Origin of the sequence: Polyangium jinanense (genome assembly GCF_028435265.1) — a bacterium.
Taxonomy (GTDB): Bacteria; Myxococcota_A; Polyangia; order Polyangiales; family Polyangiaceae; genus Polyangium; species Polyangium jinanense.
The window spans coordinates 1-13450 of sequence record NZ_JAGTJK010000039.1; the positions used below are offsets into that span (position 1 = coordinate 1).

A 13450-nucleotide genomic window follows, 5' to 3' on the forward strand; every position below is an offset into this window, starting at 1 on the left:
GCCCCAGCGCAGCGCATCCCAAGATGAGACCAATGCTCAGAACCAGGGCAAGCCCTGGACCTTTTGTGGAAGAACTGCGCGATGCGCAGTTCTTCCACCGGCCGGTGGCAAGACCAGGGACAGCATTGCCGGTCGAAATCGCAGCGCGGCAGTCTTGCTCGGCAGGGTCGCTCCTGGTCTTGACTCGGCCTGTTCGATGAACTGCGCGATGCGCAGTTCATCGACCCTGGGTCCAGCGCTTGCGCTGGTCCCGGGTCCAGGGGCGGATAGCCCCGGTGGGGCCTGGGGCAACGCCCCAGCGAAGCGCCTCCCAGAAGAGACCCATTACGGCATCGCCGAGACGCCGATCACCATGCGGTGTCCGTGCAGCATGCCCACGTAGAGCAGAATCGCCACGACGAACCGCACGATACCGATTTCAGCGAATGCCTTGCCCACGCCGCCGCGGGCGAACGGCACGAGCGAGGTCTTCGCGGCGAACGGCTCCCACGCCTCGCCGAGCGCGATCTTGCGGCGGCTGTCGATGTGCAGCATCCCCGCGATCGCCAGGGACGCGATTCCGCCGAACAGGCAGATCGACGCCACGTCCCCGTTCGGCGGGATATGGGCCAGCCCCCAGAGCGCGAACGACCACAACGCCGGGTGGCGCGTGATTCGCACGATCCCCCGCGGCTCCGCGCCCACCGCCTTTTCCTGCATCATCTGGGTCGGGTTTTGCGTGGAATACCCGCAGACCATGAAGAAAAACGCGATCGGCATGACCACGACCGGGATGAAGCGCGTCCACGCCGGGGCACGCCAGAGCTCCTCGTAGGGCGCCGCGCGATAGGCGAAGATCATCCAGACGAACGCCGCGAGGACGAGGATCGAATAGACACCCTGAAAACCCTTCTCGCTGAGCCTCTGGATGAGCGGGCGGCGGAGGGTCAGGCTCGACAGGCCGATGTGGCCGAGCACGAAGGAGAGCGTCGCGGCCGCGAGCACGCCGAGACTCCCGTCTTTTTCGCCCTTCGCGGGCCCCGGCTTCGGGGCGCCGCCGATCTCGACGATCGCGGCGACGAGGTGATCGACGTCCCCTTCGCGCATCGCGAGCCCGGGCATGGCGCCGGGCATGTATCCCTCGACGACGTCGTGGTTCGGCTCGAGGATGCTGCGGCGGATGTAGGCCTCGTCCGCCACGATCTCGCGGGGTTTTTCCTGCGTCGTGACCTTGCGTGTCTTGCCGACGAGGCCGAGATACGTTGGCCCGGGGCGCGCGGAGCCGTCGAAGGAATGGCAGGCCGCGCATCCGCGCTCGAAAAGGAGCTGCTTGCCGCGCGCGGGATCGCCGTCCGCGAGCGCGCGGGGGGCGAGGAGCAAGCAGAGGCCCGCGAGGGCGAGAGCCGGGAGGGTACGCATGGGGGCGGAGACTACGCCGGGCGGAGGTGATGTGCCAGGGCCGCGTTCCGTGTATACTCCCGCGCCAAGCGATGGAAACCCACGCAAGGGCAGACGGGTTCGGGGAGCTTCTCCGCGCGCTCTCCGCGCTCCGTGCCCCGCAGTGGGCCCATTTCGTGGTGTTGCCCCTCGCCGGTCTGTCACGCGCGGCGCTCGGCTCGAAGAGCGGCCTTACCCGCGGCGCGCTCGGCCTCGCGGCCGCCTCCTTTTCGCTCGCGTATGCGTACGGCCTCAACGCGGTCCACGATCGCGCGAGTGATGCTTCGGCCGAGAAAAACCCCCTCACGGGCGACGCGCCCTTGCCATCGTTCATGATCGCAGCGCTCGGCGCCTCGGCTGCGCTCGCGCTCGGCGTGAGCGTGCCGCTCGGCGCGCGTGCTTCCTTGCGGACGCTCGTGTCCCTCGCGGCGGGGACGCTCTACAGCGCGCCGCCGCGGCTCAAGGATCGCCCCGTGCTCGGGCTCGTCGCGAACACGGCGATCTTCGCGCCGCTCCTTGGCCTTTGCGTCATCGAGGGCGAGGAGCCGCCCGCGTATGAGCTGCTCGCGGCGACGTTCGTGGGGCTGCTCGTGCAGAACCAGCTCTTGCACGAGATTGCCGATGCGACGGAGGACGCGGCGGGCGGCGCGTTCACGACGGCCCGCTGGCTCGGGCCCGAGCGCGCGCGTTTCGCGGCCGCGGCCGTGGCCGTGCCCTTCGCCGTGATCGCGCGTGCTGTCGCGCCGACGCCCGGTCTCGCCCGCGCGGCCAGCCTCGTGCTCGCTGCGGGCGCCGCGGCGGCGCTTTGGCGAGGCGATCCTGCCGCGGCGCGGAAACGTCATCGGGGCGTGGCCGCCGCGGGCGGCGCGATCCTTTATTGGCTCGGACAAACGACATGATCACGCGCGCCGTCCGAAAAGCCCTCCCGATGATCGAGCGCTCGGCTCGGCTCGGGTTTGCGCTCGCCACGCGGAGGAGGCTCCCGTATTCGGTGACGTTCATCCTGACGCACCGCTGCAACTTCCAGTGCGATTATTGCGACATCCCCGCGGCGGCCGGCGACGAGATGTCGAAGGACGAATTCTGCGCCGCCATCGACGAGCTCGCCGGGGCGGGAATGGCGCGGGCGAGTTTTTCCGGCGGCGAGGTGCTCCTCCGGCCGGATGCGCTCGCGATCCTCGGGCACGCGAAATCGCGTGGCCTCTTCACGTCGCTCAACACGAATGGATGGCTCGTCGGCCGGCACATCGACGCCCTCGCCTCCTCGCTCGACATGATGGTCGTCTCCATCGACGGGCCGGAGAATCAGCACGACCTCGTCCGCCGCAAGCGTGGCTCCTACAAGCGGGTCCTCGGCGCGATCGATCTCGCGCGGAGCCGTGGCATTGCGGTCGCCACCATCACCGTGCTCTCGCGGCAAAACCTCTCCGTCGTCGACGACGTGCTCGCGCTCGCGGAGAAACACGGGTTCTGGGCGTATTTCCAGCCGGCGTACGCGGATTGCTTCGAGCATGCGCGGGGCCTCGATCCCGCGCTCTCGGCCGACGTGCTCGCAGCGCTCGCGCGTGACCTCGGGCGGGCCCGGGCGGCTGGCTTGCCCGTCGCGGCTTCGCCGGGGTTCCTCGAACGTCTGGGCCGCGGGCCCGCCTTCGGCGATTGCGGCGATTGCCATGCCGGCCGTTATTTCGGCACCGTCCTGCCCGACGGCGTCGTCGTGCCGTGCCACCTCGTGTCGAAGGAAGCCACCTACCCGAACGGCCGCGAGATCGGGTTCGTTCGGGCGTTCCTCGAAATGCCGCATCCCACCCGCGGCCCTGGCTGCGCGATCAGCCCCTACCAGGAGTCCGATCTCATCTTCCACCTCGACGCGCGCGCCATCGCCGCGGCCGTCGAGCGTTTTTCGAGGACGCCCGGCCCCCGCGCTCATTCGCGCGGATAGACGAGCGACACGAGCCGGTAGCCGGGCGCGCCGGACTCCGTGGGGAACGTCCATTCCGCATCGATCTGCGCGCCCTTCTTCTCCGCGGCCGTCCGCAGCGCCGCGGCGATTTCCTCGTTGTCGGCGAACGGCCCCTCGTACAGGTTGGCCCCCTCGGTGAGCAGCACCCATCGGGGCCTGTATTGCGACAGCACGTCGCCGAACCGCTCGGCGGTGGTCCTGTCCTGGATGATGCGATTCAACATCAAGACCGGCCAGGCGTGCACCGGGGCGATTGCGCCGTTCGTCCAGGCCTCGATCACCCCCGCCTGGTTGTAGGTGGTCGTCACGAGATCGGGGCCTTTCGCGCCGAGGGATTCGAGCTTCGTGATCACCGCGCGCTGGGCGTGGCCGCTGAACATCGGATTCGAGACGCGTGTATCCTGCCACAGCCCGATCGCCATGCTCTGCGCGCGCCACGCGAGCGCGAGGCCGGCGAGCGGGACGAGCCGCCGGAAAGGCACGGACGCGATCTGCTCGGCGACGGCGACGGCGAGCAGCGGATCGAGCGCCATCGCGAGCTGGAATTGCATGGGATCGCCGTACAGCAATGCGCCGAGCACGGCATTCCCCAGGAGCCCCGCGAGCAGCATTCGCTCCCCGTCCCCCGCGGTGCCGCGCCGCAGCCGCACGAGGGCGATGACGAGCGGGGCGAGGCCGAGCACGATGCCTTTCGTGATCGACAGCGGCAAGGGCGCGCCCGTGCGGAGCGGGCCCAAGATCGACAATGCGTCGCCGAGCCACGCGATTTGCACGAGCAGGCACGCCGGTATCTCGGCGAGATGCGAGAGGATACGCCCGACGCGAAAATCCGCGAGCGGCTCCGTTCCCGGGCGGAAAGGCGCGAGCTGCGACAGGAGCGCCACGACGAGGAGGGGCACGGCCGCCATGAGCGCGGGGACGAGCGCGGCGCGTCGCCAATCGCCTCGCCGCTCGGGGCGCGCGAAAAGAGCGAGCAAGACGGGCGCGAGCGTGACGGCAATGGTGGCGCGGCAGAGCACGGCGAGCGCGGCGACGAGCCCGATTGCGACGGCGCGGCCGCGGGAGAGCGGCGCGTGTTTCGCGGCGATCGTGACCGCGCCGAGCATCGCCACCCGGCTCGCAATCTCGAAGGCATACCCCGTGCGCGCGAAAAAGAGGATTCCAAACGTGAGCGCGACGAGCGCAGGCGCGAGGAGCGTGACGGCGGAAGCGCCTTTCTGGAACGAGGACGAGCGGCGCGCGACGACGTACGCGAAAAGGACGAGGGGCAGGCAGAGCAGGACGCTCGCCCTTTGCACGCCTGCGATCCCGCCGCCGAGGAGCGGACCGAGCAGGATTCCGAAATAATTGCCGAGCGCGGTCTGATGTCCCCGGATGAACACGGGCCAGACGCGGCTCTCGCCGTCGTAGGCGACGACGGGCCATTGAAAGGTCGAGACCCAGCGAGGCCGGGGCGGCGCGCCTTGTTCGAAGGGCGGCAGGGGCCTCGGGCGGCGGTCGGGGCCGAGCTCGAGGACGAAATGGTATCGTTCGAGGTAAGGCTGGACCTCCTCGGCGACCACGCCGCGCGACCCGGCGCCGGGCCAGGCGAGCGCGAGGAAGAGAGCGGCGGTCGCGGCGAGGGCGGCGAGATGCGAGCGCGGCGGGCGTGACGGAGCGGCGGGGTTCATCGGAGCGGCCGTTCGGCGGGTCGATGTGTACCACGGGTGGACGTGCGGGTGTGGGGGCTCGTTCGTGTGGCGGGCCGTTGACACGGGCGGGCTCGTCCAATACGGTCTCACGCCTCGTGACGTGGATCGTCGGCATCACCTATCTGCTTTTCATGGTGATGACGTTCGTCGCGCCGGGCTTCACGCGTGAATTCGCGGCCAAGGAAGGGCCGCTGGAGCATGTGCAGCATGTGCTGCTCGTCGCGGGGATCGGCGCCTGGATCGTCGCCGCCTTTCGCGCGGCGAAGGGGCGCGGCTGGGCCCTTGCGATTGCGATTTTTTTGATGTTCGTGCTCGGCGAGGAGCTCAACTGGGGGGAGGTCGTCGGGATCACGGCCGTGTCCGACCCGCTGCGGCGCGCGATCGGTCGGACCAATGTGCACAATTACTGGTGGGGGATGTCGTACCACCTGTTTGCACTCCCGCTGCTAGCTTTGTTCGGCGCGGGGTTTTTCGCGCATTTTGCCCCGAAACGGTCGTCTTCGGGGTGGCTCGGCGCATGGCGGGCCGCGTTCGGGGATCTGATACCGACGCGGGATCAGACGATGGCGGCGGGGCTCGTGGCCGTGTGCACGGTGGTATTCGGGCTCGCCCTGTCTGCGTTCGAGAGCGAGCTCGACGAGGTGAAGGAGACGGTGGTGTACGTGCTTTTGCTCGGGGTCGGGGCGGGGCGGCGGGGCGGCGGGGCGCGCCCGTAATCAGGGCTCCGTGGGCTTTGGCCGCTTGACGGAACGCGCGCCGAGCGGGGGCGCGAGCTCTTCCCAGTTGTCGGGATGAAAGTAATGGGCGACGGCCTGGAGGCGGGCGTGCGCGCGGACGAGCAGGGTGGCCAATCGATTGCGGATGTCCACGGCGGGGGTGGGGGCGGCGGGGGCAGCTTTCGGCGCGTCCGCGGGCTTGAGGTGGGTGACGAGGAAAGCGCCGATTTCCGCGGCCTCGTCGATTTGCGCCGAGGTGACGGGGTGTTTTCCGGCGATGGCTTGGGCGTGTCTCCGGAAGAGGTCCGCGAGCGACATACAATCCTCGGCGCGGTCGCGCGCGCCGCGGCCCGCGATGATGGCGTCGACCTCGGCCTGGGGAATCGTGCCATTGGAGGCGAGGGCCTTGGCGGACGAGAGGAGCTGTGCGCGCAGGCGGGCGGCGGTGGAGAGCTTCGCCTGGAGGAGTGATTCGCCGGGCGCCTCCTGCTCGGCGCGGAGCGCGGCGAATTTGGTGGCGATTGCGAGCTCGGGGAGGGCGAAGAGCGCGGCGAGGTCGAGCTTGGGCAGGTGAATGGGGATGTCGTGCTCGTGCGCCGCGGCGACGTGCATGCCGGTGGTGACGTTCGTGAGCGCGAGGTCGAGGTCGAGGCGGAAGGGCAAGATCTGGTCGGCTTGCAGGGCTTGCGCCGCGGGGAGGTGCTTTTCGTAAGCCTTCTTGGGGTCGATGGGGGCTGACATGGTTTCTTTCCGTTGGTTTGTAGGGATGGAAGGTGGGGGACTGTACAGGAGAAGGAAACGTTTTGCACAGGGGCTTCGGGGAGGGAGGGGCGGGAGGGAACGGTTATGCAAAACGGTTCGTGAAGTGAAGGGGGCGAGGAAAAGGTTGCGGGGTTCGGGGTGGGGGAGGGGGCTTCAGGAGGAAAAATTTTCCAGGTGGGGCTCGGGGAGGGGAGGGGACGGGGAAGGGGTTTCCTCGGGAGGGGCTTGGGAGCGTCTTCCGGGAGGAAAAGTTTTAGGGCGGGGGCGGGAGTGAGTATCTTCGTGGGCATGTCAAGCTCGTCGTCTCGTCGTTCGGATGATTCGCCGGGCGCGCGGCGGGTCGGGGCGCTCTGGGCTGCTCTGATCGGGCTCACGGCATGCGGCGGCAGCTCCGCGCCCGGGTCGCTGTCGGCGCCGGCCCCGCCGGTGGCCTCGACGAAAGGCACCGACCCGACTCCGCAACCCGTGAGCAGTTCCGTGCCCTCGAATGAATCAGCTCCGCCCCGTCGAGGGAGCCCCGATTCTGTCGACGTCGCGCGAAGGTTCTACGGTAAAGGGGACCCGGCACCCCCAATCGAGTTTGCTGTCGGCGACAAGCGAGTGATCCTTCGCTTTCGCGCAGGTTTTCACGGTTCTCAGTTCGTCGAAACAATCGTCGTGGACAGCGAGATTGTGTACCCTCCGCAATGCGACGCGCCTACCCCTCCCGCCAGTGGGCTGTGTTCGCGTAGCCATCTCGAGCTTCATCTAAGGAAGGACCTCATGCACGTGGGGACACATGTCCGCGGACAGCGACTGGATTTGCTGTTCGCCGCCTTATTCCAAGGGAGCCCCGAGTGCGGCACCTACGGGTACTGGCTCCTTCGGGTCGGCCCAACCGGCGTGCGCGCGACAAGCCCGATCGTTGGATGCTTGACGACCCCGTCCCCCGAAGGCACCGACGTACACTTTGTCAACCCCGTGATCCGATGGGAGCCGTCTGTCAGCATTCGCGTCCACACATCAAACTTTGACTGGCGCCGATTCGAACTGAACGCGCGGACGCTCGAATGGACTCAGGTTGCGAGGGAAATCGCTGCGCCTTAGGAGCGCCTTGACGGGGGTTGTTCTCGGGCGACGGCCTTCACTCACGGCGCGTTCAGGAAGGCATTCCGCATCCCGTCCACGCGCCGCATCGCCCGCTTGCGCCGGGGCGAGGACGCCGCGTATCGTGCGCCCATGAGCCGAGAGAGCGCCGACGTCCTCGTCATCGGTGGCGGCCCCGCGGGGACCACCGCCGCGACGATGCTGAAGCGAACGAACCCCGATCGAAGGGTCGTCCTCTTCGAGCGCACCCCGTTCCCGCGGCACCACGTCGGCGAATCGACCTTGCCGGACATGAACCCGATCCTCCGTCGGCTCGGCGTGCTCCGCACCATCGACGCTGCCGGGTTCGTGCGGAAGCGGGGAATCACGTACAAATGGGCGCACGACAAGCCCGTCTTCAGCGAGGTCTTCTCGACCGGCGTGCTCGATTCCCTCGTGCGTGACGGCGGCGAGGGGCTGCCCGATTACGCGTGGCAGATCGATCGCAGCCGTTACGATCACATCCTCCTCGAACACGCGCGCGCCCAGGGCGTCGAGATTCGTCAGCCGGCGAGCGTCGATTCGGTGCTGCGTGAAGGCGACCGGGTCACCGGCCTCAGGGTATCCCACGAAGGAACGGAGACGACCTGGGAGAGCCACTTCGTCGTCGACGCGTCCGGGCAGGCGCGTGTTCTCTCGCGGTGGCTCGGTTTGTCGAAGGACGTGCACGCGCTCGGGGACCTTGCCATTTACCGTTATTACGAAGGTTTTCGCTGGCGCGAAGACCTCATCGGCGCGGAGGATCGCTCCAAGATCTTTTTCAGCGCGACGCCGGCGGGTTGGATGTGGTTCATCCCGCTCTCGTCGCGCCTCGTGAGCGTCGGGCTCGTCACGCGAAGGCCGTTTCTGCAATCCCACGAGCCGTCTGCGCTCTTCGACCGGGAGCTCGCGACCGTGCCGGAAATGCAGGACATGCTGGCCGAGGCGGCGCAAACGAGCGCGCCGGGCGAGACGGAGCCGCCGCGCACGCACACGATCGCGGATTGGTCGTACAGCCACGCGAATCCGGCCGGGCCCGGGTGGTATCTCGCGGGGGACGCGGCGGCGTTCGTCGATCCGATCCTCTCGTCGGGGATCCTGCTCGCGCACCACTCGGGACTCTCGGTGTCGAATGCCATCAACACGGAGTGGCATCACCCCGATATCTCCGTCGAGGATCTCCATGCGGGATACGCCACGTTTTACCGTGACCTCTATGGCGGGTTTCTCGCGATGGCGCGCTGGTGGTACCACCGTCGCGGCGTCGCCGGCATCGACGAATGGCTACGCACGGCGGCGGAGCTCGGCAGCTCGGCGCGGGGCGCGCGCGAGATCAACCGGGACGACGTCTCCGCCTTCATGACGTTCGCCGCAGGGTTTCTGACGGATTTTCGTTTCGTGCACCTCGGGTGTGCGTTCGGGGATCGGGGGCTCGCGATTTCCCTCGACGGGCTGGAGAATCGATCGGCCGCGGGGGATCCGTTGCGGCGCGAGCTGCTCGATCGTTCGCTTCGGCCGCACTCGCGCGTGGAGCGCGCCGAGGTGAGCGCTTACGTGGCGACGGACGTGGACTCGGACCGGTTCTGGCGGCTCCCGGAGCTGCGGTTTTTCGGAGCATTCGGCGAGCGGGTCTATCGTCCCCCGGTCCCGCTCGAAGGGCGCGAGGAGCGCGGGATTCAGCGGACGCTGCAGATCGTCGAGCGGACGCTTTCCTCGTGCAACGGCGAGCGCACCGTGGACGACGTCGTGCGCCGGGTGCGTGACAGCTTCGATCGAAAGGATGCCGAGGCGATCCAAAAGCTCGCGAATCTGGTCCTGAGCGACCTCCGGCTGCTCGACGCCGTGACGCTGTCCTGACGCGGACTCCTCGGAAAACGAACGAGCACGCTCTTCCGGGCCGGGGAAAACGCCGATAGGATGCGCGCCATGCGCAAGCGCCCCCCGACGGGTTGGCTCCCCACGCTCTTCGTGTTTCTCGCGCTCGTGGCCCTCGGCTGCGGCGATGACGGCGGCATACCGCCGGGCCCGGTCGACGCCGGGCGCGACGCCACAGAGACCGACGTCACGGAGCCCGATGCCTCGGAGCCGGACGCGGGCTGTCCGCCGGGATCGTACCCCGACGGCGGTGTGTGCGTGCTCGAGGGGAGCTGTCAAAACAATCCCTGCGGCGAACACGGGACGTGTGACGATTCGAGCGGATCGGCCGTCTGCACGTGCGCGGAGGGCTGGGCGGGCGCGACGTGCGCGTCGTGTGATGCCGCGGGCGGCTACCACGACGACGGGGCCGGCGGCTGTACGACCGACCCGTGTGTGCCGGATCCGTGCATGTCGCCCGATCGCGTGTGCGACGGGAGCTCGGGCACCGCGAAGTGCGTGTGCAAGCCCGGCACGCACGAAGAGCGCGGCGTTTGCGTCGAGGATAAGACGTGCCTGCCGACGACGTGCAGCGGTCACGGGAGCTGCGACGACGAGGGGGGCGAGCCCGTGTGCACGTGCGACGTCGGCTGGAGCGGCAGCGCGTGCGACGCGTGCGACGACGCGGGGGGCTATCACAGCGACGGGAACGGGGGCTGCACGACGGACCCTTGCTTGCCGAATCCCTGCGTGGCCCCGCACGCGAGCGTGTGCACCGTCGAAGCAGGGTCGCCCGTCTGCGGCTGTGATCCCGGGTATCACGAAGAGAATGGCGCCTGCGTGATCGACGAGGTTTGCACGCCGTCGACTTGCTCGGGCCATGGCACGTGCGCGGTCGAAGGTGGCCACGTGGTTTGCACGTGTGATGATGGCTTTGCCGGGGCTTCCTGCGATACGTGCGATACGGCGGGCGGCTATCACGACGATGGAAACGGCGGCTGCACGGCGGACCCGTGTTTGCCGAATCCCTGCGTCATGCCGAACAAGACGGTCTGCGCGGGAGAAGGCGCTTCGTACGTGTGCTCGTGCGATCCGGGGTATCACGACGACGGGAGCGGCGGGTGCACCGACGACCCGTGCACGCCGAATTTCTGCCTCGTGATGAACCAGGCCTGCGAGGTCGTGGGCGGGATGCCGCAATGCTACACGCCCATGTGCGACGATCAGAACCCGTGCACGGTCGATACGGTCGTGGGCGGGAGCTGCCAGCACACGCCGCTCGCCAACGGGACGGCGTGCCAGACGTCGCTTTGCATCGTGGACCAGGCCTGCCAGGCGGGCGTCTGCGCCGGCGGCAGCCCGCGGGTGTGCGACGACGGCAATGTGTGCACGGACGACGCGTGTGACCTCTCGGCGGGGTGCGTCGCGACGAACGACGATACGAACGTGCCGGACGACGGGTTCGCGTGCACGGTCGACGCGTGCGCGGGCGGGCTTGCGTCGCACACGACGAGCAATGCGGCCTGCGACGACGGGGCGTGGTGCACGGGCGCGGAGGTCTGCGCGCCGCTTCAGTCGGGCGCGGACGCGGAGGGATGCGTGCACGTGAACGTGCCGCAAAAGCCCGTGAGCATCAGTCCGTGCGTGAGCTACGGCGCTTGTGACGAGGCCACGCAGTCGTTCCCGATGGTGCTCGCGTCGCCGGGGTCCTCCTGCAATGACGGCATCTCGTGCACGAGCGGCGATGTGTGCGACGTGCAGGGCGCCTGCAAGGGCACGCCCTCGGCCGGATGCGACGGCGGGGCTTGCGCGACCACGCATCCCGGTACGGGCAACGTCGACATCCCGGTGGGTGTGGTGAGCGGAAAGATCACGCTCGGCGGCGCGCCGCTGCCGGCGACGAACAACGATTACGATGGCGCGGACATCTTCCTCGTCGCGCGGGACACGAAGGCCGCGCATGCGATCGGCGGCTACAGCTACCAGTATCAATCGCCGGGCGTGTACGTGCTCAGCGCGAATACGTATGGCGGCAAGGTGGTCGCGGGCGTGTATGACGTGCTCTACCGTCGGGGCTGGGGGTCAGCCGGGAATACGGTGTCGCGTACGCTTCCGGCGGCCACGCACGTGAATGGCTACCGGATGCTCGCGACGGGCGTCGTCGTGGGCACGGGGCAAAGCACGCTGGACGTGAACATCCCGGTGGCGAACGTGAGCGGGACGATCACGCTCGCGGGCGCGCCGCTGCCGGGGACGAACAACGATTACGACGGCGCGGACATCTTTCTCGTGGCGAAAGACACGGGAGCCGCGCATGCCCTCGGCGGCTACAGCTACCAGTACCAGTCGGCAGGCGTGTACGTGCTCAGCGCGAATACGTATGGGGGTAAGGTGGTCGCGGGCGTGTATGACGTGCTCTACCGGCGGGGCTGGGGGTCAGCCGGGAATTCGGTGTCGCGTACGCTTCCGGCGGCGACGCACGTGAATGGCTACCGGCTGCTGGCAACGAATGTCACGCTCTCGGCGGGCGCGAACACGCTGAACGTGGACATTCCGGTGGCGAGCGTGAGCGGGACGATCACCCTCGCGGGCGCGGCGCTGCCGGCGACGAACAACGATTACGACGGCGCGGACATCTTCCTCGTGGCGAAGGACACGAAGGCCGCGCATGCGATCGGCGGTTACAGCTATCAGTATCAGTCGCCGGGCGTGTACGTGCTCAGCGCGAACACGTATGGCGGCAAGGTGCCTGCGGGCACGTACGACGTGCTCTACCGGCGGGGCTGGGGGTCAGCCGGGAATTCGGTGTCGCGTACGCTTCCGGCGGCGACGCACGTGAATGGCTACCGGGTCCTGGCCACGGACGTCACGCTCTCGGCGGGGGCGAATACGCTCGACGTGAACATCCCGGTGGCGAGCGTGAGCGGGACGATCACCCTCGCGGGCGCGGCGCTGCCGGCGACGAACAACGATTACGACGGCGCGGACATCTTCCTCGTGGCGAAAGACACGAAGGCCGCGCATGCGATCGGCGGCTACAGCTACCAGTATCAGTCGCCGGGCGTGTACGTGCTCAGCGCGAACACGTATGGCGGGAAGGTGCCTGCGGGCGTGTACGACGTGCTCTACCGGCGGGGCTGGGGGTCAGCCGGGAATTCGGTGTCGCGGACGCTTCCGGCGGCCACGCACGTGAATGGCTATCGGCTGCTCGCGACGAACATCACGCTCACCGAGGGGACGAACACGCTCGACGTGAACATCCCGGTGGCGAGCGTGAGCGGGACGATCACGCTCGCGGGCGCGGCGCTGCCGGCGACGAACAACGATTACGACGGCGCGGACATCTTCCTCGTGGCGAAGGACACGGGGGCCGCGCATGCGATCGGCGGCTACAGCTACCAGTATCAGTCGCCGGGCGTGTACGTGCTCAGCGCGAACACGTACGGCGGGAAGGTGCCTGCGGGCGTGTACGACGTGCTCTATCGGCGAGGCTGGGGGTCAGCCGGGAATACGGTGTCGCGTACGCTTCCGGCGGCGACGCACGTGAATGGTTATCGGCTGCTGGCAACGAATGTCACGCTCTCGGCGGGCGCGAATACGCTGCACGTCGATATCCCGGTGTCGCTCGTCGGCGGGACGATCACGCTCGCGGGCGCGGCGCTGCCGGGGACGAACAACGATTACGACGGCGCGGACATTTTCCTCGTGGCGAAGGACACGGAGGCCGCGCATGCGATCGGCGGCTACAGCTACCAGTATCAGTCGCCCGGGGTCTACGTGCTGAGCCCGAACACCTACGGTGGCAAGGTGCCGTCGGGCACGTATGACGTGCTCTATCGGCGGGGCTGGGGGTCGAGCGGGAATACGGTGTCGCGCACGCTGCCGGCGGCGACGCACGTGAATGGCTATCGACTGCTGGATCGGTGCATGACCACGCCTTGAAGGGG

8 protein-coding genes are annotated in these 13450 nt (G+C 68.3%); 5 read left to right on the top strand and 3 right to left on the bottom strand.

Annotation, left to right across the window (positions count from 1 at the left end):
• Nucleotides 1–324 precede the first annotated feature (324 nt).
• Complete coding sequence (locus KEG38_RS40205) at nt 325–1398, bottom strand: NnrU family protein (protein ID WP_272425768.1); 1074 nt, start codon at nt 1396–1398, stop codon at nt 325–327.
• 71 nt (nt 1399–1469) lie between these two features.
• Here KEG38_RS40205 and KEG38_RS40210 point away from each other — a divergent pair, with 71 nt between their 5' ends.
• On the top strand, nt 1470–2315 hold the full coding sequence (locus KEG38_RS40210) for a UbiA family prenyltransferase (RefSeq protein ID WP_272425769.1): 846 nt from the start codon (nt 1470–1472) through the stop codon (nt 2313–2315).
• The gene (locus KEG38_RS40215; RefSeq protein WP_272425770.1) at nt 2312–3355 is read left to right on the top strand and encodes a radical SAM protein; all 1044 of its coding nucleotides are present in this window, start codon (nt 2312–2314) and stop codon (nt 3353–3355) included. Before KEG38_RS40210 ends, KEG38_RS40215 begins: the two co-directional genes overlap by 4 nt.
• Here KEG38_RS40215 and KEG38_RS40220 read toward each other — a convergent pair.
• Entirely contained in the window at nt 3340–5046 is a 1707-nt protein-coding gene (locus tag KEG38_RS40220; RefSeq protein WP_272425771.1) for a hypothetical protein, read from the bottom strand. The genes KEG38_RS40215 and KEG38_RS40220 overlap by 16 nt on opposite strands.
• 116 nt (nt 5047–5162) lie before the next feature.
• Between KEG38_RS40220 and KEG38_RS40225 the strand changes: the two genes are divergently transcribed.
• Nucleotides 5163–5783 carry a hypothetical protein gene (locus KEG38_RS40225; protein WP_272425772.1) on the top strand — a complete coding sequence of 207 codons (621 nt, stop codon included), beginning with the start codon at nt 5163–5165 and terminating at the stop codon, nt 5781–5783.
• Here the strand turns inward: KEG38_RS40225 and KEG38_RS40230 are convergent, their stop codons facing one another.
• Complete coding sequence (locus KEG38_RS40230) at nt 5784–6524, bottom strand: hypothetical protein (protein WP_272425773.1); 741 nt, start codon at nt 6522–6524, stop codon at nt 5784–5786.
• Nucleotides 6525–7763: 1239 nt separating this feature from the next.
• Between KEG38_RS40230 and KEG38_RS40235 the strand changes: the two genes are divergently transcribed.
• Nucleotides 7764–9506, top strand: a complete 1743-nt coding sequence (locus KEG38_RS40235) for an NAD(P)/FAD-dependent oxidoreductase (protein WP_272425774.1) — start codon at nt 7764–7766, stop codon at nt 9504–9506.
• Nucleotides 9507–9575: 69 nt separating this feature from the next.
• Nucleotides 9576–13445 (top strand): calcium-binding EGF-like domain-containing protein, encoded by a 3870-nt coding sequence (locus KEG38_RS40240; RefSeq protein ID WP_272425775.1) that lies wholly within the window; start codon nt 9576–9578, stop codon nt 13443–13445.
• Nucleotides 13446–13450: the final 5 nt, after the last annotated feature.

Excerpts from the sequence above, each read along its gene's own strand:
- KEG38_RS40205 (WP_272425768.1), bottom strand. The coding sequence starts at position 1,398 with ATGCGTACCCTCCCGGCTCTCGCCCTCGCGGGCCTCTGCTTGCTCCTC.
- KEG38_RS40220 (WP_272425771.1), bottom strand. The coding sequence starts at position 5,046 with ATGAACCCCGCCGCTCCGTCACGCCCGCCGCGCTCGCATCTCGCCGCC.
- KEG38_RS40215 (WP_272425770.1), top strand. The coding sequence starts at position 2,312 with ATGATCACGCGCGCCGTCCGAAAAGCCCTCCCGATGATCGAGCGCTCG.
- KEG38_RS40210 (WP_272425769.1), top strand. The coding sequence starts at position 1,470 with ATGGAAACCCACGCAAGGGCAGACGGGTTCGGGGAGCTTCTCCGCGCG.
- KEG38_RS40235 (WP_272425774.1), top strand. The coding sequence starts at position 7,764 with ATGAGCCGAGAGAGCGCCGACGTCCTCGTCATCGGTGGCGGCCCCGCG.
- KEG38_RS40230 (WP_272425773.1), bottom strand. The coding sequence starts at position 6,524 with ATGTCAGCCCCCATCGACCCCAAGAAGGCTTACGAAAAGCACCTCCCC.
- KEG38_RS40240 (WP_272425775.1), top strand. The coding sequence starts at position 9,576 with ATGCGCAAGCGCCCCCCGACGGGTTGGCTCCCCACGCTCTTCGTGTTT.